Origin of the sequence: Streptomyces griseicoloratus, assembly GCF_014534645.1 — a bacterium.
GTDB lineage: Bacteria > Actinomycetota > Actinomycetes > Streptomycetales > Streptomycetaceae > Streptomyces > Streptomyces griseicoloratus.
Genome location: NZ_JACVQF010000101.1, coordinates 62,607 through 86,637 on the forward strand (window position 1 = coordinate 62,607; position 24,031 = coordinate 86,637).

General features: G+C 70.2%; 23 protein-coding genes and 2 pseudogenes. 13 read left to right on the top strand and 12 right to left on the bottom strand.

Features of this window, described 5'->3' with window-relative positions:
* Window positions 1-6: 6 nt before the first annotated feature.
* Window positions 7-783 (top strand): IclR family transcriptional regulator, encoded by a 777-nt coding sequence (locus tag H0H10_RS02800; protein WP_188179176.1) that lies wholly within the window; start codon window positions 7-9, stop codon window positions 781-783.
* A 100-nt stretch (window positions 784-883) separates the two neighbouring features.
* Here the strand turns inward: H0H10_RS02800 and H0H10_RS02805 are convergent, their stop codons facing one another.
* Complete coding sequence (locus H0H10_RS02805) at window positions 884-1,921, bottom strand: HEAT repeat domain-containing protein (RefSeq protein WP_188179177.1); 1,038 nt, start codon at window positions 1,919-1,921, stop codon at window positions 884-886.
* On the bottom strand, window positions 1,915-2,565 hold the full coding sequence (locus H0H10_RS02810) for a HEAT repeat domain-containing protein (RefSeq protein WP_309141717.1): 651 nt from the start codon (window positions 2,563-2,565) through the stop codon (window positions 1,915-1,917). The genes H0H10_RS02805 and H0H10_RS02810 overlap by 7 nt, the downstream gene beginning before the upstream one ends.
* 181 nt (window positions 2,566-2,746) lie before the next feature.
* Here H0H10_RS02810 and H0H10_RS02815 point away from each other — a divergent pair, with 181 nt between their 5' ends.
* Both H0H10_RS02815 and H0H10_RS02820 read left to right on the top strand, forming a co-directional pair.
* Window positions 2,747-3,325 (top strand): TetR/AcrR family transcriptional regulator, encoded by a 579-nt coding sequence (locus H0H10_RS02815; RefSeq protein WP_188179179.1) that lies wholly within the window; start codon window positions 2,747-2,749, stop codon window positions 3,323-3,325.
* Window positions 3,326-3,436: 111 nt separating this feature from the next.
* Window positions 3,437-4,315 (top strand): alpha/beta fold hydrolase, encoded by an 879-nt coding sequence (locus H0H10_RS02820; protein ID WP_223179297.1) that lies wholly within the window; start codon window positions 3,437-3,439, stop codon window positions 4,313-4,315.
* A gap of 96 nt (window positions 4,316-4,411) precedes the next feature.
* Here the strand turns inward: H0H10_RS02820 and H0H10_RS02825 are convergent, their stop codons facing one another.
* Together H0H10_RS02825 and H0H10_RS02830 are read right to left on the bottom strand one after the other, a co-directional pair.
* On the bottom strand, window positions 4,412-5,182 hold the full coding sequence (locus H0H10_RS02825) for an MBL fold metallo-hydrolase (protein WP_188179181.1): 771 nt from the start codon (window positions 5,180-5,182) through the stop codon (window positions 4,412-4,414).
* Between the two features lie 276 nt (window positions 5,183-5,458).
* Window positions 5,459-6,376 carry a LysR family transcriptional regulator gene (locus H0H10_RS02830; protein ID WP_188179182.1) on the bottom strand — a complete coding sequence of 306 codons (918 nt, stop codon included), beginning with the start codon at window positions 6,374-6,376 and terminating at the stop codon, window positions 5,459-5,461.
* Window positions 6,377-6,509: 133 nt separating this feature from the next.
* On the opposite strand from H0H10_RS02830, the gene H0H10_RS02835 reads away from it, so the two are divergent.
* From H0H10_RS02835 to H0H10_RS02865, 7 genes are read left to right on the top strand one after another with little or no spacing between them, the layout of a single operon-like run.
* Window positions 6,510-7,505, top strand: a complete 996-nt coding sequence (locus H0H10_RS02835; protein WP_188179183.1) for a fumarylacetoacetate hydrolase family protein — start codon at window positions 6,510-6,512, stop codon at window positions 7,503-7,505.
* Entirely contained in the window at window positions 7,502-8,458 is a 957-nt protein-coding gene (locus H0H10_RS02840) for a cyclase family protein (RefSeq protein ID WP_188179184.1), read from the top strand. Before H0H10_RS02835 ends, H0H10_RS02840 begins: the two co-directional genes overlap by 4 nt.
* A 24-nt stretch (window positions 8,459-8,482) precedes the next feature.
* A complete protein-coding gene (locus tag H0H10_RS02845; protein WP_188179185.1) occupies window positions 8,483-9,613 on the top strand; it encodes an FAD-dependent oxidoreductase in 1,131 nt (376 codons plus the stop codon).
* Window positions 9,610-10,611, top strand: a complete 1,002-nt coding sequence (locus tag H0H10_RS02850) for an amidohydrolase family protein (protein WP_188179186.1) — start codon at window positions 9,610-9,612, stop codon at window positions 10,609-10,611. The genes H0H10_RS02845 and H0H10_RS02850 overlap by 4 nt, the downstream gene beginning before the upstream one ends.
* 4 nt (window positions 10,612-10,615) lie before the next feature.
* Window positions 10,616-11,548 (top strand): VOC family protein, encoded by a 933-nt coding sequence (locus H0H10_RS02855; RefSeq protein ID WP_188179187.1) that lies wholly within the window; start codon window positions 10,616-10,618, stop codon window positions 11,546-11,548.
* An 18-nt stretch (window positions 11,549-11,566) separates the two neighbouring features.
* Complete coding sequence (locus H0H10_RS02860) at window positions 11,567-12,538, top strand: fumarylacetoacetate hydrolase family protein (RefSeq protein WP_188179188.1); 972 nt, start codon at window positions 11,567-11,569, stop codon at window positions 12,536-12,538.
* Window positions 12,535-13,287, top strand: coding sequence for an SDR family NAD(P)-dependent oxidoreductase (locus H0H10_RS02865; RefSeq protein ID WP_188179189.1), 753 nt, complete (start codon window positions 12,535-12,537; stop codon window positions 13,285-13,287). Before H0H10_RS02860 ends, H0H10_RS02865 begins: the two co-directional genes overlap by 4 nt.
* A 34-nt stretch (window positions 13,288-13,321) precedes the next feature.
* Here the strand turns inward: H0H10_RS02865 and H0H10_RS02870 are convergent, their stop codons facing one another.
* Window positions 13,322-13,675: a MarR family winged helix-turn-helix transcriptional regulator gene (locus H0H10_RS02870; protein ID WP_188179190.1), complete on the bottom strand. Its 354-nt coding sequence runs from the start codon at window positions 13,673-13,675 to the stop codon at window positions 13,322-13,324.
* Between the two features lie 18 nt (window positions 13,676-13,693).
* Window positions 13,694-13,871 (bottom strand): annotated as a pseudogene (locus H0H10_RS02875) (oxidoreductase); the annotation flags it as partial.
* On the opposite strand from H0H10_RS02875, the gene H0H10_RS02880 reads away from it, so the two are divergent.
* Window positions 13,861-14,088: a hypothetical protein gene (locus H0H10_RS02880; RefSeq protein ID WP_188179242.1), complete on the top strand. Its 228-nt coding sequence runs from the start codon at window positions 13,861-13,863 to the stop codon at window positions 14,086-14,088. The pseudogene H0H10_RS02875 and the gene H0H10_RS02880 overlap by 11 nt on opposite strands.
* 19 nt (window positions 14,089-14,107) lie before the next feature.
* Window positions 14,108-14,806 (top strand): annotated as a pseudogene (locus tag H0H10_RS02885) (MmyB family transcriptional regulator); the annotation flags it as partial.
* Window positions 14,807-15,080: 274 nt separating this feature from the next.
* Here H0H10_RS02885 and H0H10_RS02890 read toward each other — a convergent pair.
* Genes H0H10_RS02890 through H0H10_RS02900 form a run of 3 tightly spaced genes read right to left on the bottom strand, consistent with a single transcriptional unit; the run spans window position 15,081 to window position 18,609 of the window.
* Window positions 15,081-15,767 carry a hypothetical protein gene (locus H0H10_RS02890; protein WP_188179191.1) on the bottom strand — a complete coding sequence of 229 codons (687 nt, stop codon included), beginning with the start codon at window positions 15,765-15,767 and terminating at the stop codon, window positions 15,081-15,083.
* A 29-nt stretch (window positions 15,768-15,796) separates the two neighbouring features.
* Window positions 15,797-18,157 (bottom strand): DUF6571 family protein, encoded by a 2,361-nt coding sequence (locus H0H10_RS02895; protein WP_188179192.1) that lies wholly within the window; start codon window positions 18,155-18,157, stop codon window positions 15,797-15,799.
* A gap of 20 nt (window positions 18,158-18,177) precedes the next feature.
* Window positions 18,178-18,609: a hypothetical protein gene (locus H0H10_RS02900; RefSeq protein ID WP_188179193.1), complete on the bottom strand. Its 432-nt coding sequence runs from the start codon at window positions 18,607-18,609 to the stop codon at window positions 18,178-18,180.
* A 336-nt stretch (window positions 18,610-18,945) separates the two neighbouring features.
* Here H0H10_RS02900 and H0H10_RS02905 point away from each other — a divergent pair, with 336 nt between their 5' ends.
* Complete coding sequence (locus tag H0H10_RS02905; RefSeq protein WP_188179194.1) at window positions 18,946-19,257, top strand: hypothetical protein; 312 nt, start codon at window positions 18,946-18,948, stop codon at window positions 19,255-19,257.
* Window positions 19,258-19,763: 506 nt separating this feature from the next.
* Here H0H10_RS02905 and xynA read toward each other — a convergent pair.
* The 3 genes from xynA to H0H10_RS02920 form a co-directional block, all read right to left on the bottom strand.
* Entirely contained in the window at window positions 19,764-20,489 is a 726-nt protein-coding gene (gene xynA, locus H0H10_RS02910) for an endo-1,4-beta-xylanase XynA (RefSeq protein WP_188179195.1), read from the bottom strand.
* A 240-nt stretch (window positions 20,490-20,729) separates the two neighbouring features.
* A complete protein-coding gene (locus H0H10_RS02915; RefSeq protein ID WP_309141718.1) occupies window positions 20,730-21,560 on the bottom strand; it encodes an aldo/keto reductase in 831 nt (276 codons plus the stop codon).
* A 210-nt stretch (window positions 21,561-21,770) separates the two neighbouring features.
* On the bottom strand, window positions 21,771-23,198 hold the full coding sequence (locus H0H10_RS02920; protein ID WP_188179196.1) for a non-reducing end alpha-L-arabinofuranosidase family hydrolase: 1,428 nt from the start codon (window positions 23,196-23,198) through the stop codon (window positions 21,771-21,773).
* Window positions 23,199-24,031 lie beyond the last annotated feature (833 nt).

The window sequence follows — 24,031 nt, forward strand, 5'->3', positions numbered from 1 at the left end:
CGTGCCATGGACAAGCCGCTCAAGACACCACCGCCGTATCCCATCGCCAGCGTGGACCACGCGCTGCGGGCGGCGACGATGCTGCAGATGGAGGGCGGCGCGACCGTGTCGCAGATCGCCGAGCGGCTGGGTGTCGCCAGGTCGACCGCGCACCGGGTCCTGGCGATGCTCGTCTACCGGGATTTCGCCGTGCAGGACGAGGACCGCGTCTACCGTGCCGGGCCGGTGCTGGAGCTCGCGGCGCACTCCCAGTCCCTCGTGTCCCGGCTGCGCGCGGCGGCGCTGCCGCATCTGCACCGGCTCGTCGGTCTCCTGGACGAGACCGCGAACCTGATCGTGCGCACGGGGGACACGGCCCGTTTCATCGCCAGTGTCGAATGCCGGCAGGCGCTGCGGGTCGGCTCCCGGGAGGGCATGGTCTTCCCGGCCCATCGCACGACGGCGGGGCTGCTCCTGCTGGCCGACCTCACCGACGAGGAACTGGAGGAGGTCTACGCCCCCGGGCGCTACCGCGACCGCCCGGCCGACCGCCCGGATCTCGCCCGGCTGCGGACGGAGCTGAGGCGGCTGCGCCGCAACGGGTTCGCCGTCAACAAGGAGCGGTCCGAACGCGGGCTGGTCGCCGTCGGCGTACCGGTGCGCGACGCGCGGGGCACCGCGCTGGCCGGCCTGTCGGTGTCGATGCCGGGCGTGCGGTACGACCCGCACGCGCTCCAGTCCCTGGTGGCCACGCTGAACGCCACGGCACGCGCCCTGGAGAGGGACCTGGCGGAGGGGCCCTGAGTCGCCGGCGGCCGGGCTGCGCCCTCGACGGGCACACGGACCCCACAGCCCTGCCGGTGCCCGCCGCCGACCCGCGGTTGGACGCCGTCCGCGCGCACCTTCACGAGTCCTCGTCGTCCCGGTCTTCCGGAGACCGCTCGTCGACGACCCCGGCGAAGGCCGAGGCGACGAGCGCGACCGCGCTGTCGCCGTCGCGGGCCAGTTGACGAAGGATCTCCTGAGCGGCGGTCCCCGGCAGCTCGACCAGCGCCTGGGTCAGACGTAGCCGCGTCGCGGAGTCCGCGGTGGGCGCGGCGAGTTCGTCGGCCAGTGCGGTCGTGATCCGGTCCGCGCACCCGGGGTCCTGGGACAGCGCTCCCAGGACCTCCGCCGCTTCGACGTCGTTGCAGCCCTCGACGACCATGGCGACGAGCGTCGGCACGGCGCCGGTGACGCCACGCCTGCCCAACGCGAGAGCCGCGTACCTGCGCACCGTGGGGTCCGGGTCCCCGAGCGCGTCCGCCAGCACCGCGGTCGCTCCCGGGGCGTCGGCCATCTCGGCGATCGCCCGCACCGCGCGTCGCCGGACGTCGACGTCCGGCGAGTGCACGCCGGCGGCCAGTGCCGCAACACCGTCGCCGCCCGAGCGGGCGAGCGCCCAGCGCAGGGCGCCCGCGACGTTGGGGTCGGACTCGGCGAGGACCGCCCCGGCCAGCAGCTCGACGGGAACCGGCACGCCCTCCGGCTGGGCCAGCACGGCCTGCTGCCTGCGCGCGGCACTGGCCGAGTCGAGCCCCTGCATGAGCTCGACGATGCGCAGGACGTCCTGCCAGCCGGTGGGCGCCGACGCGTCGACGGCGCGGAGCCGTTCCAGCAGCTCCCGTTCCCGCTCCAGGCGGTCTTCCGTCCACCGGATGAGGTCGCCGACCAGGGCGGACGGTGTGAAGGCGGGGTCCTGCAGCGCGCGCCCGATCTGCTTGAGCGAGAGCCCGAGGGACCGCAGGCTCTCCACGTGGAAGATCCTGCGGACGTCGTCTGCGGAGTACTCGCGGTAGCCGCCGGCGGTGCGGCCCGTCGGTCGTACCAGCCCGAGGGCGTCGTAGTGCCGGAGCATCCGCGCGCTCACCCCCGAGTGCCGGACCACGTCACCGATCAGCATTCCGCGGCCCCCGCGGCAGCGGCTCGTTCCGGACCGAGGGTCACGATGCGCTCAGCCTCGTCGACGGCCGCGTGGAAGCCGGTCTCCGGGTTCCGCCGCAGCAGCTCGGTGGCACGGGCGTGCGCGGCCACCGCCGGGTCGGGGCTCGCCGCGGCCCTCTCCAGGGCGGGCCCGGTCACGTCGCCGAGGCCGACGAGGGCCCGGCTCAGGCTCAGCTGCACGTCGCGGTCGCCGCGGCCGAGCTCCCTGACCAGTTCACCGGCCAGGTCCGCCTTCTCGTCCTCGGGCACGAGGACGACCGCGACGCGCCACGCGGTCCGCGCCACCTCGTCGTCGGCGTCGTGCAGCATGTCGCGCGTGATCCAGGCCCACGCACTCCTGTCGCCGATCTTGGAGAGCGTGTGCAACGCCTGGCTGCGGGCCCGCGTGCGCCCGGAGTCGAGTTCCCGGCGCATCCGGGGCAGGGTGATCTCCGGGGGGAGGCGGGTCAGCGCCCAGGACAGCATGTCCCGCACGAAGAAGTCCGGCTCGACCGCGCACCGCTCGACGAGCGTCTCCAGGAATCCGGGGTCGGGGTTCGAGCCGGCCGCCAGGGCCGCCTGAAGCCGGACCGACGAGTCCCCGGCACTCAGGACGGCGGCCACGCGGGCGTTGTGCGGGGTTGCGTGGGCTGCGTTTGTCGGGTTGATCGAAACCACCTCCTGCGCCCAGGGGACACCTTGTCACCGTGTCAAGGTCAAGTCCGTGACCGGCCTGCGGGTCAGCGCACGGTCAGGCCGCGGACTCTTTCTTGAGCGAGCGATCCAGATAAGTTACGGTGGAGCCGTGGCAAGGACACGGGAGTTCGACACCGAGGCAGCGGTGACCCGCGCCATGGAGCTGTTCTGGACGCGCGGCTACGAGGCGACCTCGGTGCGCGACCTGACCCAGCACCTGGGGATCGGACAGGGGTCCCTGTACGCCGCGTTCGGCGACAAGGACGGCCTGTACCGGGCCGCGCTGGAGCACTACCGCACCACCCTCGCGGCGGCCGCCCTGCGCAGTCTGGAGGAGGGGGCGGACGCCCGCGCGGCGATCCGTACGCTGCTGACGGAGCGGATCCGCATCGCCGTCGGAAACGGCGGCCAGGGCTGCCTGGCCGTCAACGCGGTCTGCGAGCGGCTGCCCCAGGACGCGGCGACCCGGCGCACCGTGCGCGACATGCAGGACGCGAGCCGGGAGGCGTTGACCGAGGTGCTGCGGGCCGCGATGGAGCGGGGCGAGATCGCGGCCCGGCACGACCCGCACACGATCGCCGCGTTCCTGGTCACCTTCCTCAACGGGCTGCTGGTCTCCTCGAAGATCACGCCGGACACGTCCTCCCTCGAACCCCTCGTCGAGGTCGCACTGACCGCTCTCGACTGAGGGGCGCCGCGACCACGGCCGGACGTTTTTCATGCCCCGAATCTGTAACGCTCGCCAAAGAAAGACGCCGACCACACCCACCGCACCCAAGGCAGGAAGCACCACGTCGTGATGTACGACCACACCTCAACGCCCCTGCGCACCGGCCGTGCCGCCGTCAACGGCACGAGCCTGCACTACCGGACGGCCGGGTCCGGCCCCGCCGTGGTGCTGCTGCACGGCGTGCCCAAGACCGGCTACCACTGGCGCCACCTGGTCCCGAAGCTGACGCCCCACCACACCGTCGTCGTTCCCGACCTGCGCGGTCTCGGCGACTCCGCCCGCCCCGCGGACGGCTACGACTCCGCGACGATGAGCGACGACATCGCCGAGCTGATGGCCCGCCTCGGACACGAGACATACGCCGTGATCGGCGAGGACTGGGGAGCGGTGATCGGCTACCAGCTCGCCGCCCGCCACCGCGACCACGCCACCGCCCTCGTCTTCGCCGAGGCGCTGTTCCCCGGCTTCGGCTTCGAGGACCACACCGCCCTCACCCCCGAGAACGTCTCCAGCGGCATGCACCTGTGGCACCTGGGCTTCTACTTCCAGCCCGACGTCCCCGAGATGCTGATCTCCGGGCGCGAACGCGAACTGATCACCTACATGATCAAGAACGAGCGCAGCCACCCCGACACCGCCACCCCCGACGCGATCGAGGAGTACGTGCGCTGCTACTCCATGCCCGGCGGCATCCGCGCGATGCTCGCCGTCTACCGGGCGATGCTCACCGACGCCGAACAGAACCGGCAGGCCGCCCGCAAGAAGCTGGACATCCCGGTCCTGGCACTCGGCGGCTCCGCCTTCATCGGCGCACGCAACGAGTCCCAGGCACGGCTCGTGGCCCACGACGTCACCGGACACGTCTTCGAGGCGGGCCACGACCTCGCGGAGGAAGTACCCGACGAGATGGCCGAGGTGGTCGTGCCGTTCCTGGCGGCGCACCGGTAGCCGACGTCCGTCCGCCGGGGGCCGGAGGGCCCCTGGCGGACGGTGATCGCCAGCTCGGCCTGCGCCGCTGCCGACATCGGGATTTCCTGTGGCGGCCTAGCCGACCGGGAAGGTGGTACCGGGTGCGGCATAGTCGACGGGACCGTCGAACCGGGCCGAGGCGCGTGCCACCGCCTGGTCCGGGGTGAGGAACCGGCCGACGTGGGTGACGATCAACCGGCCCGCCCGGGCCGCGCTCGCCGTGTCGCCGGTGTCTTCCGGCGTGTGGTGCACCTGTTCGTCCTCGGCCGGCGCCTGGGCGCTCTCGGCCTCGCACAGCAACACGTCGCACCCCTCGGCCAGTTCCGTGAGGTTCGCGCACGGTGCCGTGTCGCCGGAGTAGACCAGCGACCGGCCCCCGGCCTCGATGCGCACCGCGAAGGCCGGTATGCCGTGTGCCACTGCCCTGCTGGTCATGGTGAGCGCGCCGACGCGTGCCTGATGCCCGTCGGCCAGCTCGTGGACGGCGAAGGCGCGCTCGACCGGGCTGCGCGTCGCGCCGTTGGTGAGGAAATGAGCCAACCGGTCGGCGATTCCGGGCGGTCCGTACAGGGGGATGGGCGCGGCAAGCCGAATGTCCGCGAAGAGCGCCGCGTAGTAGGCGGTGAGCAGGTCCGCGCTGTGATCGGCATGCAGGTGCGAGATCCAGATCGCGTCCACCTCGTCGAGCCCGACATGCCGCTGCAACTGCGCCAGCGTCCCGCTGCCCGCGTCCACCCAGACGTGAGTGCCGCCGCTGGACACGAGGTAGCCGGAGCACGCGTTGTCCACGCTCGCATAGGGCGTCGCACAACCCAGCACGGTGAGACGGAGGGGATCACTGGCCATCCGGGGAGTCTATAGAACGTCGGGACCGGCTAGTTGATGGTCAGGGTCCGCTGTGCCGTGAGACTGCGGGACGAGCGTGCGATGGCGAAGGTGTAGGAACCGGGTACGAGCACCCAGGCACCCGCCTGCCGGACCGTGAGGTCCTGCGCGGGGATGGTGAGGGTGAGGCCCGTACGGCGAGTTCCCGGAGCCGGACACCGATCCGCACCCGGCGGTCGTCGTCCCGGCCCAGAAAACCGTGGGCGACCAGTTCACCCACGAGCCGGGATCATCGTGTCACTCCTCGTCCGTGCGGAGCAGTCGGGCCCCGACCCGCGCGGCCGTCTCGCGCAGCCAGATGTGGGCCGCGTCATGGGTGTGGACCGGGTGCCACCACAACGCTTCCCGCAGCGGCACCGCCTCGTAGGGCGGTTCCACCACCCGCACCGCGGCGATCGGCGCCAGCATCCGCGCCAGCCGTGCCTGGATCAGGGCGATGCGCCGGGTGCCGGCGATCATCAGGGGCAGCAGCTGGAAGCTGTCGACGGAGACCTCGACGCGCGGCTCGATGCCGAGCATGCCCAGCTGCCGGACCGCGGGGGCGTCATAAGTGCGCTGGTACGTCACCCACGGCAGCCGGGCCAGGTCACGCCGGGTGAGCCGGTCCTCGACGCCGGCGTGGTCCCGCGCCACGAGGAACACCCAGCGGTCGTCGTAGAGGTCGGTGGCGGGGAAGTCGCTGATCACGCCGTGCGGCATGAGCAGGCCGTCGGTGGCGCTGAGCAGGGTGGCGGTGTCGTCGACGACGGTCGGCGGGGTCTGGGTGAAGCGGAGCCGGATGCCGGGGGCCTCCTCGTGCACGACGCGCGCGAGTCCGGTGCCGAAGACGGCGACGGCGTAGTCGGACGCCATCAGCCGGAACTCGCGGTTCTCCCTGGCCGGGTCGAAGTCGGCCTGGCTGGAGAAGAGGCGTTCGAGTACGTCGTAGGCGGTGGAGGTGCGGTCCAGGAGCACCTGGCCGAGTGCGGTCAGCTCGTAGTGGCCGCCGACGCGGGCGAGCAGGTCGTCGTCGAAGTGCCGGCGCAGCCGGGCCAGCGCCGCGCTCATCGCGGGCTGGCTCAGACCGACGCGCTGCCCGGCCCGGGTGACGTTCCGCTCCTCCAGCAGGGCGCGCAGCGCGACGACGAGATTGAGGTCGAGACGGGCCAGGTTCACGGGTCGGTCCCTTGCTGTTGGGCGAGGAGCAGGGGGAATAAACCCCGTGGATGCCGATCATCCACAGAATCGATTTCCCTGATCGCGGGGAGCGGGTCCAGATTAGTCCCACCGCAATCAGGAGGACACGTCCGTGAAACCCGAACCCTCGTCCGCCCTCTTCGCCGGACCGTTCGCCCTCGCCACCCTCTCGACCCCGGACGGGCCGGAGTTCCCCGCCCTCGTCACCCCCGACGGCCAGGCCCTCGACCTGCGGGACGTCTTCGGCGACGAACGGCTGACCACCCTCGACGTGCTGGACCGCTGGGAGACGGCCCTGCCGCGGCTGCGCGCCGTCGCGGCCGACGCCGGCCCGGCCCGCACGGCCGTCACGGACCTGCGCGTGCACGCGCCGGTGGCCCCGCGCCAGGTGTTCCAGTCGGGCGCGAACTACCGGCAGCACGTCATCGACCTGCACGTCGCCCACCGCGCCCCCGGTGACGAACGGCCGGAGGGCGAGCGGCGCGCGGAGGCGGCGGAGATCATGGACCGGCGGGCGGCCGAGGACCTGCCGTACGTCTTCACCGGTCTGCCGAGCGCGATCACCGGTCCGTACGACGACGTCGTCCTGCCCGCCTGGGCCGAGAAGCCGGACTGGGAGCTGGAGCTGGCGGTCGTGATCGGCAAGGCGGCCCACCGGGTGCCGGTGGAGGACGCGCCGCAGTACATCGCCGGCTACACCATCGCCAACGACCTGACCGACCGGGCCACCGTCTTCCGCCGGGACATGCCGCAGATCGGCACCGACTGGCTGCGCAGCAAGAACGCGCCCGGGTTCACCCCGCTCGGTCCCTGGATCGTGCCGTCCGAGTCCATCACGGACCCCGATGACCTTCGCGTCCGGCTCGAGCTCAACGGCGAGACGATGCAGGACGAGTCGACCGCAGACATGATCTTCAAGGTCGCGCGCATGGTGTCCTACGCCTCGCAGACCGCCCGTCTGCTCCCCGGCGATCTGGTGCTCACCGGCAGCCCGGCCGGCAACGGCATGCACTGGGGCCGGCTGCTGCGCGACGGCGATGTCATGGAGGGCACGATCACCGGTCTCGGGGTGCAGCGCACCCGTTGTGTCGCGGAGGGCGCCGCGTGAACCGCCACGACCCCGAGGGCGCGATCGCCGAGGCCGCCAAGGCGTACTCCAACTGGGGCCGTTGGGGCGAGGACGACCGGCTCGGCACCCTGAACTTCCTCACCGAGGACAAGCGCCGCGAGGGCGCCGCCCTCATCCGGCGCGGCGTCAGCTTCTCCCTGTCCCAGGCGTTCGACATGAACGGCCCGCAGAAGGGCTGGCGGCGGCGCACCAACCCGGTGCACACCATGCTGGACACCGGCACCGACGCCGCCCTCGGCATCCAGGGCTTCCCGCACGGCATCGGCGGCGCGGACGACGTGATCGCGATGCCGCTCCAGTGCTCGACCCAGTGGGACGGGCTCGGGCACATCTTCGACCACGGCAAGGCGTGGAACGGGCGGGCGGCCGAGCAGGTCGTCACCTCCGACGGCGACCTCGTCACCGGCATCGAGCACATGGCACCGTATGTCGCCGGGCGTGGCGTGCTGCTCGACGTGGGCCGGGTGATCGGTGAGGACGGGGAGCTGCCGGACGGGTTCGCCGTCACCGAGGAGCATCTGACGGTGACGGCCGAGGCGCACGGGGTGGCCGTCGGCCGGGGTGACATCGTGCTGGTCCGCACCGGGCAGCTGGCCCGTGCACGCCGCGAGGGCTGGGGCGACTACGCCGGTGGCCCCGCGCCCGGTCTGTCGTTCACCACGGCCGGCTGGCTGCACGCGACCGAGATCGCCGCGATCGCGACGGACACCTGGGGTTTCGAGGTGCGGCCGAACGAGTTCGAGAACGCCTTCCAGCCGCTGCACCAGGTCGCCATCCCGAACATCGGGCTGCTGATCGGCGAGATGTGGGACCTGGACGCGCTGGCCGGGGACTGCGCGGCCGACGGCGTGTACGCGTTCTGGCTCACCGCCGCGCCCCTCCCCATCACCGGCGCGGTCGGCTCCCCCGTCAACCCGATCGCCGTCAAGTAACGTACGGAACAAGGGAGTTCCCTCATGAGCACAGCCCGCACGGTCCTGGTGATCGGTGGCGGCGCGGCAGGCAACGCCGCGACGGTCTTCCTGCGCCGAGCCGGCATCGCGGTGGACCTGATCGAGGCCAAGGACGACTGGAACGCCACCGCGGGATCCGGCATCACCCTCCAGGGCAACGCCCTGCGCGTCCTGCGTGAACTCGGCGTCTGGGACCAGGTGAAGGCGTCCGGCTTCGGTTTCGGCTCCGTCGGCATCACCACCCCCGACGGCACGGTCCTGCACGTCGCCCGGGACCTGCGCACGGGCGGCGACGACCTGCCCGCCACCGTCGGCATGCAGCGCCCGCGTCTCCAGCGGATCCTGATCGACGCCGTACGGGACAGCGGTGCCTCCGTGCGGCTCGGCACGACCGCCGAGATCCTCGGCCAGGACGCGGACGGTGTCTCGGTACGGTTCTCCGACGGCAGCGAGGGCCGCTACGACCTCGTCGTCGCCGCCGACGGCCTCGGTTCCGCGACCCGCGCGGCCATCGGCATCGGCGACAAGCCGGAGCCGACCGGCATGGCCATCTGGCGCGTCGCCGCCCCGCGCCCCGCCGGAGTGATCCGCACCGACCTCGCCTACGGCGGTCCGGCCTACATCGCCGGGTACTGCCCGACTGGCGACACCACCCTCTACGCGTACGTCGTCGAGGCGAACCGCGACCGCGCCTCCATCCCACCGGAGACGTACGCCGACGAGATGCGCCGCCTCGCCTCCGCCTACGGGGGCCACTGGCCGGACATCACCGAACACATCACCGACCCGGCGAAGGTCAACTACACCTGGTTCGACCGACTGCTGGTGGAGGGCTCCTGGCACCGCGGCCGTGTGGTCCTCGCCGGGGACGCGGCGCACTGCTGCCCGCCCACGCTGGCGCAGGGCGCGGCCCTGTCCCTGGAGGACGCCTGGGTGCTCGCCCGGCTGCTGACCGCCTCGGACACCTGGGACGACGCCCTCTTCCAGGCGTACTACGAGCGGCGCGTGGCCCGCGTCCGCCCGGTCGTGGAGGCGTCCGTGCAGATCGGCCGGTGGCAGCTCGACGGCGTCCGTGACGCGGACGTCCCCGGCCTGATGGGCCGCACGATGACGATGCTGCGGGAGCTGCCGTGAGCACCGCCCCCACTGTGGACGTCCACGCCCATGTGCTGCTCCCCGAGACGGAGGCCCTGGTGGCCGGACTGCCGGGGCTGGCGGAAGCAAAGGCGCTGGACGCCCGGCGCAATGGTCCGGCGGCACTCGCCGTGAGCGGGCCCATGGTGCGCGAGCGCATCCCGCGACTGACCGACCCCGCCGTGCGGCTGGCCGCGATGGACGCCCAGGGCGTGGACATCCAGTTGGTCAGCCCCTCCCCCTCGCACTACCACTACTGGGCGGACGAGGAGACGGCCGAGAAGGTGTACCGGCTGGCCAACGAGGCGACGGCGGCGCACTGTTCCGCCGCGCCCGACCGGCTGCGCGGGCTCGGCCTGGTACCACTGCAGCATCCTGATCACACGGTACGCGCCCTCGATCACGCGCTGGGCCAGGGCCTGCTGGGCGTCGAAATCTCCAGCCACGCACCGGGGCGAGAACTCTCCGACCCGGCCTTCGAGCCCTTCTGGACCCGGGCCGAGGAGACCGGCGCGCTCGTCTTCCTGCACCCCTTCGGCTGCACGCTCGACGAACGGCTCGACCGGTGGTACCTGTCCAACACCGTGGGCCAGCCGGTCGAGAACGCCGTCGCGCTCTCCCACCTGATCTTCTCCGGAGTCCTGGACCGGCACCCGGGCCTGAAGCTGATCGCCGCGCACGGCGGCGGCTACCTGCCGACCCACATCGGCCGCTCCGACCACGCCTGGTCGACCCGCTCCGACGCCGGGGCCGCCTGCGCCCACCTGCCCAGCAGCTACCTCGGGCGCCTGTACTTCGACTCCCTCGTCCACGACCCCCACGTGCTGCGGGAGCTGGTCCGGACCGCGGGCGCGGACCGGGTGCTGCTCGGCTCCGACTTCCCCTTCGACATGGGCACCGAGGACCCCGTCGGCGCGCTGCGCGCGGCCGGTCTGCCCGACGCCGACTTCCACGCCGTACGCGGCGGCAACGCCTACGCCCTCCTTCGGAAGGACTGACACCATGCGTCTGCTCACCCATCTGCGGCACGTCGACCTCGCCGTGCCCGACTACGACAAGCAGCTCGACTTCTACGCGGGCGTCTGGGGCCTGACGAAGGTCGCCGAGGACTCCGGGATCGCCTTCCTCGCCGCCGAGGGCTCCCCCGAGCAGTACGTCGTACGGCTGCGCAAGGCCGGGGAGAAGCGCCTCGACCTGGTCTCCTACGGCGCCGCTTCCGCCGCCGACGTCGACACGCTCGCCGAGCGACTCATCGCCGGAGGCGTGCAGTTGATCACTCAGCCGGGCAGGGTGGACACGCCCGGCGGCGGCTACGGCTTCCGCTTCTTCGACGTCGACGGCCGCACCATCGAGGTCTCCGCCGGCGTCGAGGCACGGCAGCACCGCAAGATCGAGGAGAGGGAGTCGATCCCGGTCAAGCTGAGCCATGTGGTCCTCAACTCCCCCGACCTGAACCGCACCCGCGAGTGGTACGAGACCCACCTCGGCTTCCGCCTGTCCGACACGCTCAGCTCGCCGCACATGGGCGAGGTCATGCACTTCATGCGGATCTCCAACCAGCACCACTCCATGGCCATCGCACAGGGCCCGCACACCTCCCTGCACCACATCTCCTTCGAGATGCGCGGCCTCGACGAGTACATGCGCGGCAGCGGCCGCGTCATCCGCGCCGGGTACCGCAAGATCTGGGGCCCGGGCCGGCACATGGCGGGCGACAACACCTTCACCTACTTCCTCGACCCGCACGGCAACACCGTCGAGTACACGACGGAGCTGGAGTGCCTGGACGAGGACACCTGGCACCCGCACGTCTACGACTTCTCGCAGCCCGAGGTCACCGACCAGTGGGGCACGGCCAACCCCATGAACGAGCTGGTCGCGAAGGAGTCCTTCAACGACCCCGACCGCGGCGTCTTCGTCGCCCCGCCGGTCTGATCCGCCAGGAGCCGCACCATGCGTTTCGCCGCCTACGAACACCATCACCGCCGCCGCGTGGCCGTCGTCGAGGACGACGGCACCCTGCTGCCGCTGCCCGGCGTCACCTCGCTCACCACCCTGCTGTCGGAGTCCGGCGGTCTGCCCGGCCTGCTCGCCGCGGGCGCGGCGGCGCTCGACGTACCACCGGGTCCGCACGTGTCGGAGGTCCGGCTGCTGCCGCCGCTCCGACCCGCCTCCGTCCGGGACTTCGTCACCTTCGAGGAGCACGTCGAGGGCGTACGGCGCTCGGTGAGCGGCGCCGTCGGCGTGCCCGAGCAGTGGTACGCCGCGCCGACCTTCTACTTCACCAACCCGCACGCGGTCCACGGCCCGCACGACGACATCCCCGTCCCGCCCGGGTCGGGTGTGCTGGACTTCGAACTGGAGGTGGCCGCCGTCGTCGGCCGCGAGGGCCGCGACCTCACCCCCGGGCAGGCCCGTGACCACATCGTCGGCTACACGGTCTTCAACGACTGGTCGGCCAGGGACCTGCAGTCGGCGGAGATGAAGGTCGGCCTCGGCCCGTGCAAGGGCAAGGACACGGCCACCACCCTCGGCCCGTACCTGGTCACCGCGGACGAGCTGGAGCCGTACCGGGACGCCGACGGCTTCCTGCGCCTGGCCCTGACCGCCGAGGTCAACGGCGAGACCGTCGGCACGGACCTGCTGTCCAACATGAGCTGGACGTTCGAGGAGATGGTCGCCTACGCCTCGCGCGGCACCCGGGTCGTACCCGGCGACGTCCTCGGCTCGGGCACGTGCGGCAACGGCGGCTGCCTCGCCGAGCTGTGGGGCCTGCGCGGCGAACAGACCCCGCCGCCGTTGAAGCCCGGCGACACCGTCACCCTCACCGTGCAGGGGATCGGCAGCGTGTCCAACACCGTCGTGCCCGGCGCGGACCCGGTGCCGCTGCCCGCAGGCCGGCGCCGGTCCCGGGAGCGCCCGTGAGCGCCCCGCACTCCCAGAGGCTGCGGGGCAAGGTGGTCGTGGTCACCGGCGCGGCACGTGGCCAGGGCGCCGCCGAGGCGGAGGCGCTGGCCCGGGAGGGCGCGCGGGTGATCGCCACCGACGTACGGCCGGAAGGCGAGTGCCGCCGCCTCGACGTGACCAGCGAACGGGAATGGGCCGGCCTCGCCGCCGAGCTGCAGGAGTCGTACGGGCACGTGCACGGACTCGTCAACAACGCGGGCGTCACCTGGCGGGCCCGCCTCGGCGCGGTCCGCCCCGAGGATCTGGCACGCGTCCACGCCGTCAACGTCACCGGCCCGCTGCTCGGCATCCAGCACCTCGCCCCGCTGATGCCGCCCGGCTCCTCGGTCGTCAACGTCGGCTCCTCGGCCGCCCTCACCGCCCACTACCCGGTCGCGTACACCACCAGCAAGTGGGCGCTGCGGGGCCTGTCGAGGACGGCGGCGCTGGAACTCGGTCCGCGCGGCATCCGCGTCAACACGATCCACCCCGGCTACATCGAGACCGAGATGACCGCCTCCGCCGCCCCTGCCTTCCGCGAGGCCAACCTCCGCGAGACCCCGCTCGGCCGCACCGGAACCGCCGACGAGGTCGCCCCGCTGGTGGTGTTCCTGCTGTCGGACGAGTCGTCGTTCATCACCGGCACGGACATCCCCGTCGACGGCGGGCTGACCGCGCACGGCGGGGTCAAGTCGGTCTCCGACGCGCTGCGCGAGGAGTCCTCCTGAAGCGGCTGGAGGGCAAGTGCGCGCTCGTGGCCGGTCAGGCGTCGGGTGAGCCCGCGCAGGAAGACGGTTCGGCGTCGCTGACGTGGGCGGCGAGGTTGGTTTCGAGGCGTTCGAGGACGGCGAGGGCCTCGCCGCGTTCGGCAGGGGTGAAGTCGCCGGCGGCGTAGTCCTCGAGGCGGGCCCAGAGGTCTTCGACCTGTTGGCGCAGGGCCTGGCGGGCGGCGGTGGGTTCGACCAGGACGGAGCGCCTGTCGCTGGTGGAGCGCACGCGGCGCACGAAACCGGCCTTCTCCAGGCGCTGGATGGTGCGGGTCATGGTGGCGGCGTCGGCACCGACGTGCCGGGCCAGGTCGATCTGGCGTCGGAATGCGGACCTGAGGACCTGCACGCGGCAGTCCGGCCCAAGCGCCGACTGCCGCGGCGACGGCCCTGGCGGTCTCCACGGCGAAGCGGATGCGCTTCTCGGGGCTGCCGCCCCATGCGTCGGTGCGCTGGTTGCTGTTCGGCGCGAGGAACTGGTGGATGAGATACCCGTTGGCGCCGTGCAGCTCGACTCCGTCGAAGCCAGCCTCGATGGCCTTGCGGCGGCAGGCCATCACACTGGCCGTCGAAGACGAGGACTCACCTCTGTACGGGGTGAACGCCGAGGATGTCGTGGTGCGCAGCGGCCGCCTCCAAGTGAAGGACGCCCTCGACGCAGCCGCCGGGTCGTCGAGCCGCATCTCCTGCCGGTCCTGGAAGAAGCGGTCCAGGGCCGGCCCGTGGCTGTGGCCCAAGTCGTCGACGGCCCAGCCGCGTTGACCGGACGAACGGTGGCCGTCACGCCGTCCTCGAAGCCGTCGCCCGTGCCCTGCAGCTCGACGACGCCGAACGCGCCCACCTCCTCCATCTGGCGCAGGCCGCCGCCGGAGCCGATGCCCTCACCCGCCCCCGCCGCCGCGCCACCCGGCAGTGGACGCCGCACCGCAGCCTCCAGTGGACCCTGGACGCCATCACCGCCGGACCCGCCTTCGTCCGCAACGGCCGCATGGACCTGCTCGCCACCAACCAGCTCGCCCGCGCCTTCGACGACGACGTCTACGCCACCCCCGGCAACCAGGCGAATCTCGCCCGCTTCAACTTCCTCGACCCCGCCTCCCGGCGCTTCTACCCCGACTGGGACCAGGCCGCCGACGTCGCCGTCGCCATCCTGCGCACCGAGGCCGGCCGCAACCCTCACGACAAGGGCCTGCACGACCTCGTCGGGGAACTGTCCACCCGCAGCGACGAATTCCGCACCCGCTGGGGCGCCCACAACGTCCGCCATCACGGCACCGGCACCAAACGCTTCCATCACCACGCCGTCGGCGACCTCACCCTCGCCTACGAAGGACTGGAGATGGCCGCCGAACCCGGCCTCACCCTCACCATCTACGCCGCCGAGCCCGGATCCGCCTCCGAAGAGGGCCTGCGGCTGCTCGCCTCCTGGGCAGCCACTCACCAGAACGAAGCGCCCCCGATGCCCTCACGGACAGCCTGACAGCTCCCGTCCCAGACCCCGATCCAGAAGAGAGAACGCACTGCTTGACGGTTTGCCGGTCCGGCGCGAGATCGCGGCCCGGCGGACGTATGAGGGACCACCGTCCGGTACGCGGAGCCGGGTCGGGCCGGACTCGTGGGCGAGCGCGAGGTCGGCGCCCCCTGGAGACGAGGTCCGCGCACCGCTCGCCCATGACGGACCGCATACAAACAGACGGCCCCTCCTCCGGACAGGAAGGGCCCCTGATCACGGTCGTCTCCGCACACGCCGACGGCTACACGGGATCCAGCACGGGCTTCGCGGGGAGCCCACCGTTCTTCTCGCAGCGCAGCTCCTTGGCCATGGCCAGCGAGAAGGAGTGGGCCACGGTCGCGTAAGCGTCCTTCAACGCCTCGACGTCGCCCTCAGGCTCCGTGGGCATACCCCAGCGCTCCACGCCGATGGCGACGTGAGCCGCATTCGTCGAGTTGGTGAGCCTGTCGCTCCGGCACGCGAAACGGACCGACGCCCTGTTCGCCGCCGCCAGGGTGCGCTCCCCCATCTTCAGCACGGTGAAATCCGGGGCCGGAGTTCCCGTCGGGGGGCCGCCATACAGCCCCCAGGTGACTCGTACCGCGAAATCCGACGTACCGTCGGCCGTGTAGATGCGGCAGACGTCGTCGCGCCCCCCGGTGGCGGCCGGAAACGCCTCGACGAGGTCCGTCGCCGCCCGCGCGACGGTGGACTTCTCCGCCGTCGTCCCGAACCGCGACGACCCCGTGATCACCTTCAGCGCCTTGGACGCCTGGGCGGACACGGCGTCACCACCGCACAGTTGCGTCCCCGCCACAGCCTTGTCGGCCGCCTCCTCGTCCCCGTCCCCGTCCCCACTACAACCAGTGGCGCCGAGACACAACAAGCCGGCCACGGCCGTGGCAAGGAGTCCAACGCGCACCGGCCTACGACTGATCACTATCCGCATCCTTACGTGTCCTCGGCCGTCCACCGACATCAGCCGGTCTCCGGCCGGTTGCCCTGCTGGTTCTCCCGGTCGTTGCCGACCCCGTAGCCGATCACCATCGATTCGCGAAGGTCCTGCGCGAACGTGCTGTTCTCGGGCTCCGGGACGTGCAGCCGCAGAAACTCCTCCATCGGTGCCTCGGCCAGGGCCTCACCGGCGGAGAAGATCGCGATTCTCTCCTCGTCGGTGAGCTCCTCCATCTTCTCCTTGTGCTCATCCACCGAGTTGTCGGAGATGTCGCCGACCACCTGGCCGATGACCTGCTCGGCAGCACCGCTGGCGGTATCGGTCGCCAGCGGGACGAGCACAGCTGCCGTGCCCACGGCCGCGGTCGCGGGCAGGAAGGCGACCCCCGCCGCGATGCCCGCCGTTGCCCCGAACTCGACCCAGCCCGCCCGCTTGGCGACCGCCTTCTCGTAGTCCTCGTGAGTCTTGAGGTTCGTCGCCTCGACCTGGTCGGCCCGGGACTGGTCGAGCATGCCCTGCACCTCTGCGCCCACGCGCACAGCCGCCCTGGCCCTGGCCTCGACCTCCTCGGTGATCCTTCCGTCCGGGCCCACTGCCCCTTCCAGCACGCTGCGCGTGTAGACCTGCTCCGCGGTCGAGACCGTCGCGTAGGCGTCCGGATGCTGGCCGAGGGTGCTGAGGAAGCCCCGGACGACGCTCCGCCCGTTCCCGTCCACGGTGTCCGCGAAGTCGACGTGCCCGTCCGGGTTCTTGCCCGGCGCGAACACGCTGTTCGGATCGTTCTTCTCCAGCGCCCAGTTGATGTCGTCGATGTACCCGGCGCCCATGACGCCCAGGCTGTCGGCCATCGCCTCGTGGCGCTCCTTGAGCAGACCCGGGTCCGCGCTGTACTTCTCCATGACCTTTTGCATGACCGCGGCGTTGTCCTCGTCCCGCACCACGCCGGCGTCCGGGTGCCCGGCCGGGTAGCCGAGTGTCGCTGCCTCCAGGGCGTGGCCGAGGGCGTCGGGCATGTAGCCGAGCGACGCCTCGTATTCCTTCACATCGAGCGAGTTGACGTCGGGGAAGGACTCCCACTTCTCGTTGGTGAAGAAGTCGAGGTAGTTGTCGATCGCCTCGCCGTCCTTGTCCTTGCCGAGGTCGGCTGTGGCGCCGTGGTTGACCGTACCGTCCTCGTTGTACGCGGTCGGGGGGTCGGCGAAGAACTTCTTCGCCGCTTCCGGGCTGTTGCCGAGCGCCTCCAGCATGGCGGTGGCCGGGTCGTAGCCGGGGCCGTTCACTCCTGAGGGGTTGTAGGGGTTCTTGAACCAACTGTTCACCATCTTGGTGTCGGCGAACAGGTCCGGGTCCTTCTGGTGCAGTTGCGCCACGTGTTCGGCGATCGGGTTGAGGAACTTCGCGTCGTAGTTCCCGTACCGCATGATCCCGCCGAGCAGTTGGTATCCGAACGGCCCGCCGGGATCGTGCTTGGACAACGCAATGTGCTCCGTGCCCAACCTGCGGAGCTCCGGGCCCCAATTGTCGGTGAACTGCTTGTCGTGGGAGGCGGTGGCCAGGTTGAGGCCGAGGTTCTTCTGAAGCTCCTGGACGTCCTTGAGGCGCTCCGAGTCGACCTTGCCGTAATCGTGCGTATCCATGGCGAGCTGGCCGAAGAACGCGAGCGACTTCTCGGGTCCGAGCTTCTCGTAGAAGTTCTTGGCGAACTCCTGCGACGAACTGTTGTCCCTCAGCAGTTCGTTGAGCTGCTGAAGTTCCTTGTGCGTGAGGTCCGCACCCTTGGCCGCCAGGGCGGCGGCACGGGCGGCCTCCTCCTGGTCCAGCTTCGTGTACGTCGGGGCGCTGAAGTCCTTGCGGTCGGTGACGTTGGCCTCCAGGGTGTTCTTGAGGGCGAGGTCGGTGTCGTTGCAGTTCTCGACGATGAGGTCGATCCTCTTCTGCCACGACTCGATGTTCCGCCTCTCCTCCTGCAGAAGCGCGCTGCAGTCGGGGTCGTGCCGCGCCGCGGGGATCTCGGACAACGGGTTCCGCGCCGTGACCTTGCCCTTGCCGTCCACGCGGATGCCGGCCGCGGGCCCCTCGTGGTCCCGGATGTTGACCAGGTCGTCCTTGGCCTTCTTGATGGCCGCGTAACCCTCTTCCAGGATCAGCTTCACGCCCTTGGCCTCGGCCGCGGCATCCGCGAACTCCTTGGCCGTCTTACCGATGAACGTCTTGGTGACCCCTGCGTTGACGCCCTCCCAGGCCGCTTTGTCCGCCTTTGCCTTCATTCCGTCGGCGGCGTCGGTGGCGAGTTTGTCCAGCTTCCCCGCCATCTCCGACCAGTCGTCGGCGGCATCCTTCAGCTTCGCCACCGGAGCGTCGATGATGTCCTCGTACTTCAGCATGTAGCGCGCTCCCCCGAGCCCTATTTCATGTATTCCGTGAGCACGGAAATCCGCGTCAGCTCTCCCTCGATCTTCGCCTCGTCCTTGGCGTGCCGGGCCTTGCTGTAATCGAGGTGATTCGAAATCTGCGCGCAGGCGTCCAGCAGCGTCTTCAGGTGGGTCTGCCAGAAGTCGTGCACCTTCAGCACGGCCGAACCGCTCACGAAGTTCCCGTTGGTCAGCGCCGTCGCCGCGTCGAACGTGGAGGCACGGGCGATGTCGCCGTCCTTCCCCAGCCGTCCCAGCAGGTCGTACGCGTCATTGCCGATGGCGCCGAGGTCGTCCCGATGGACCACCAGGTCTTTCCCGCCACCACCGCCCCCGCCGCCCTCGGCCGGAATGCTGTTGATCTGCATGGCGGTCCGCTCGGCCGCCGCCGCGCGCAGCTCGGCCCATTCTTGCTCGAACGTCACGAAGTCCCCCAAGTCCATCCGGGCAGGCCACTCCACCGTATTCGCGCGGCCAACGGCCTGAACACCTGTCTCTTGTATCATCACCGGGCCCAGCGGTAGAGCCTGGCCGTTCTCCGGTGTTCGGTGCGGCGCCGGAGCTTGCCGGAGTCGTTCACTGCGACCGTCTCGACCGGTCGCGCGTCTGGCTGGAGTCGGGCTGCATGCGCACCGGTGGAACTCTCCTGGGCACAGCCATGGTCGCTCTCGTCATCGCGGGCTGCGGCGGGTCGGGATCGGATGACAACGCCTCCCGCCCCGATACCGGGGAAGACCAGCGCCGCCTGCGAGGGCGGCCAGGTGAGCGAGGAGCCGGGCGTGACCACACGGTGCACCGTCACCTACAACGGCGTGAAGGTCCCCTGGTCCATCCGTTTCGACGAGCCGGCCGGTGACTTGAAACCGTACGAAATCACCAACGCGGGCCAGGCCGTGCTGACGGCGAAGTCTGTCTACGGCAATTTCTGGAGAGAGTACAACCGGGTCAGCAAGCACTACGTTGCGGAAAGGTGCCGGACCTCGTTCTCGTCACATACGGCCAGGACACCGGTCACCGCTGTCGGTACGCCTCGTTCGCCGACGGCAAGGCCCGGTGGGTCAATGTTCCGGTGAGCGTGGGCGAGCGCGGGGTCGTCTTCGACAACGGCCGCTCGCCGGGATCCTCTTGTGGACCGGCCGCTCGGGCAGCAGGACCGCGAATCGGTCCCAGAGCAGTTCGGTCAGCGAGAACCGGGGCCCGAATGAGGACCCGCCATTGAGGGGGCAGTGTGATCGAAATTCACTGACGAGGCCGCTCCGGGCTGCGATGATTGACCTATCCGACCCAAAAGGGCGCCTTCCGTGCGCGGTCAGTACGATCCGGGCCCCTTGAAAGGTGCCGGGAGGCGACCGGCCTGGTCAGGCCTGCCGCCTCCCGTGGGTATTCAGGAGACGCGCTTCATCACGCTCCCAGAGATCCCGTGGAGGTGTCCCCGGCGATGAGGGGTCAGTGAACCCGTCACCGCCGATGTCCCCGGACGATCCGGGATCGGTGGTCGGCCTCGTGCTCGTGGGGTGGGATGCCGCCGATCGGTGGGGGGAGGTGCTGGTCCCGTAGCCGATTGTTCGGCGGACGGAGGTCAGCCGCTGACCGTGATGTTCGAGCTTCCGCTGCTCTGGTAACCCTCGGTGGCCATGATCATGTAGTACCTGAACTGGCCCATGTTCATGCCCGCGCGCGCCCAGGCGTCGAAGTGGTTGCCGGTGGTGATGGTACCGGAGCCACTGGTCACCTTCGACTGCCGGACGCTCCAGTACTGGTCGAAGGTGCGGGTGCCCTCGACGGAGGGGGCGTTGTACCGCGTCGTCTTGTAGATGTCGTACGTGCCGCCGTCGCTGTAGACCGTGCCCCTGTGCTCGCCGGTGGGCCGGTAGCTGCCCCAGTTGTCGACGATGTAGTACTCCACCAGCGGGTTCGACGTCCAGCCGTAGAGGCAGCCGTAGCCGTTGCCCGACGGGTTGAAGTAGCCGGTGTAGCGGACCGTCCTGCGCCCGCCGGTGTTCCACCCCTTGCCGGCGACGAAGTTGCCGCAGTTGGTCCACCGGGTGCTGTAGCTGCCGCCGCCGTTGAGCGTCATGGAGACGGAGCCGCCGCCGTCGGTCCAGAACGAGTAGTACATGCCGTCGTAGCCGGTCTGATTGGTGGTGATGGTGGTGGCGGCGTTGGCGGTGCCGGGCAGCAGCAGCCCGGACGCGGTGGCGAGCGCGACGGTGCCGGCGCCGCCGAGGAAGCCACGTCGGCTCAAGCTGCTGAAGGGAGCGGGGTTCTGCTGGATCGGGTCCTGCTGCGTGCCGTCCTGCTGCATGCGTCCTCCCGATGAAGGCTGGTGGGGGGCGGGCGGCTTCTGCCGCCCGCGGCCTTGCATGGAACACGGTGGAACACGGCGGGGGTCGCCCGTCGTCGTGCCGCAACGACCCTGCCGTTCGGTTGGCCACAGTTTTCGTAGAGCGCCATGACCCTGTCAACACTTTCGACGACCTTTCGGAAACACTTCTTTAACCAGAAGAGGTCTTGGCGAATACGTCTTCGCTGGTCAAGCCACCCATCATGCGAACCGTTGCGTGGAGTGGAACGAGACGAGGAAGGGATGTAACGCAAGCATGCGCGCAACGTCCGAAACTTTCGAAGACCAACGCCCGTGTCGGCCCCGTCGGCGTACCGTCGCCGTGAACCCCGGCTGCGAATCGACCGGCCGTGACCCGCCGATCCGACTCGCGTCGTCGCCACTGGCCGGCCCACAGCCTCCAGATGTTCCACGGTGCGCGGTCCGGTGATGGACGAGGTGACGCCGGGTGCGCTGGCTGGCGGGGCTGCTCATGTCGAAGCGAGCCTGGGGGCGCGCCGCGGAGGCGGCGCCCTCAGTGGCGTTCTTGCGGTAGCGGCCGGAGAGCCAGCCGCCGGAGATCGGGCTGTAGGTGAGGGTGCCCATGCCGTGGCGGCGGACGGTGGGCAGCACGTCCTCCTCGATCCCGCGGACCAGGATGGAGTACGGCGGCAGCCCGGTCACGAACCGTTCCAGGTGACGCTCTCGCGAGAACCACTGGGCCTCGACGATCTGGGCGCCGGAGTATGACGACGAGTCGATGTAGCGCCCCTTGCCCTGGTGCTCGAGAGCGGAGAGAGCACCGAGGTTTTCGGCGACGTCGGTGTCAGGGTCGGCGAGGCGGACCTGGTAGAGGTCGATGTGGTCGGCACCGAGCCACACATCCCCGCAGCGGCCCTTCAGGGCCTTGGCGACGATCTCCTCCGAGACACCGGCGGAGTACACGTCCGCGGTCTCGACGAAATCGATGCCCGCGTCGAGGGCGCGGTGGGTGATCCGGAGCGCCACGGTGCGGGCGAGATGGGCAGGCTTGGCGCGTCCGGCGGCGAACACGCCGAAGCGGGGTCCGAACGCCTCGACCCCTTCGAGGACGGGCCGGGCCGCGGCAACGGCACCGGAAATGGGAGGAACCCCGGCCGCTGCACGGCTGGGGTTCCTCGAGGCGGTGAGTGCCGGTCAGCGGGTGGTGTCGCCCACGCCGTAAATCGTTCGCCCACACGCCTGCAGACCGCACCACATCACGGTCACCGTGCAGCGGGAAGCTCAGCGCTGCAGGGTGAGGACTCCCGGCCGCCACGGCAGTTGGTCGTAAGGGCCGCCCGCGGTGGGGGACTTGCCCTGGTAGAGGAACTGCAGGTTGCAGGGGTCGATGGTCATGGTCTGGTCGGGGTTGTTGCGGACCAGGTCACCGTGGCTGATGTCGTTGGTCCAGGTGGCACCGCTGTTGGCCTTGCCCGCGAAGGGGTTGCTCTCGCTTGCGGCCTGCGGGGTCCACGAGCCGCTCAGGCTGGAGGCCGTGAAGGAACGGAAGTAGCGTCCGTTCGCGCCCATGGCCTCGACGATCATGAGGTACTGGTTCTGGCCCTGGACCTTGTAGACCTGTACGCCCTCGAAGAGGTTGGCCTTCGTGTCGCTCATGATGGTCGTGTACGACGAGCCGAAGTTGCCCGGGAAGTTCCCGATCGGCATGCTCGCCCGGTAGATCTTGCCGTTGTCACCGGCGAAGAACAGGTACATGTTCTGGCCGTCGGCGATCAGGGTCTGGTCGATGGGGCCGGTGTCGGAGCCGGAGATGCTCCCGGTGAACAGCGGCTGCGGAGAGGACCAGCCGTTGGGGTTGGTGGGGTCGCTCGACGTGCGGTAGATGAAGGGCCACGCACCCCACTGGTACGCCAGCACCCAGATGTTCTTGGGCGCGAAGTAGAACAGCGTGGGCGCCACCGCGGCCTGGCTCATGCCGGTCTGGCCGGCCGACGCCATGTCCGACCAGTTCGTGAAGGGACTGAACATCATCGAGCCGTACGACGAACCCGACACGTTCGACGCGTAGACCAGGTGCCTGCCGTTGTGCGTGACGGTGGTGAAGTCCTTCACCGCGGCCCACCCGTTCGCCGGCTGCGCCAGCACACCCGTCGACGTCCACCGGTACGTCGACGGAAGAGAGCACGAGCCGTCCGGCGGGGTCGGGGTCCCGGACAGGCCAGTCCACTTCTGGTTGCTGCCGCCGTTGCACGTCCCGATCTGCACCGCTGTGCCGTTGGCCGTACCGGCGCCCGCCACCTCCAGGCAGAGCCCGGACTCCACGCCGCGTACCGTGCCGTCGGAGTTGACCCGCCACTGCTGGTTCGTACCGCCGGAACAGGTCCAGATCTGTACCCGGGTACCGGCCGTGGTGGCGTGGCCCGGAACGTCCAGGCACTTGTTGTCGTACACGGTGAGCTGGTTGCCGTCCGTCAGCGTCCACTGCTGGTTGGTCCCGCCCCAGCAGTCGTAAATCTGCAGATACGTGCCGTTGGTCTGGCTGGCGCCCAGCACATCGAGACACCGGTTCGAACCAACACCGCGCAAGGCGCCAGTGGTAGCCGCCTGAGCCGGGGTGGCGACGAGCATCGCTGCCAACGCGGCCAGCACCGCAAACGCGGCGGCGAGCACCGCAGACGGATGCCTGCGGCTGAAACTTCCTCTGTGCATGGGGACTTCCTCAACCTTCAGTAGGCGGTTCCGGTCGGCCTCGTCAGAGGTTGTCCGGACTGTCGGTGCAGTGCGGTGTGCAGCAGCCTGTGAGCACGACGGCAGAGATTGGCGAGTCCATGACATTTGCATGTGGCACGGCTCCTTACGGCTCTGCGTTCGGGCGGCGCGACCCGGAGTTGCCCTGCTGTGCGATGGAGCGACCTTGATGTTCGCAATATCGAACATGGGTCGGAGTGTCGAGCAACCTGAATGATAGGGAACCGGTGAACGGCGTCAATACCCCTCGCATGTGTCGCTACATAGACCGAAAGCTTCGAAGGAGCCGTGCACAAAACGTCGTACGTCACAGCGACAGAACGGCCAAGTCGCACCACCCTTGGCGCCGGAGTGCAGCGATCTCGCGGACAGCGCCGACACCCGGTGGAGCGCCGGCTGCAGCGACTGGAGGTCACCCCGTCCGCATACCGGAGTTCCGAATGTTTCGGACGAGAAACGGAAACTTCTTCTGCGAGGAGTATTGACGATTCATCGTCAACACCTCAATCATCCCTGTCTGAGAACCGGCCGCAGTTCGAGATATCGAACGGCGTCGGCCCTGGGCAATCTGTGCTGCACGGCAGATCCACGCGCAGCCGCACGACAGATCCGCGCACCAAAGCACCCGCGCCACCCCGTTTCGTTCCGGTGAGGTTCGCACCAGCGCACCTTGACTCTTCGCGCAATTGGAGAGGTGCGCGACGCCGCATGGCGGTCTCCCGGCTGAGCCGCGATGGAGCTCCCCCATGCCTGTGTCGAAGCACCGCCGCCGCCCGCCGTACGTCACCCGCCGG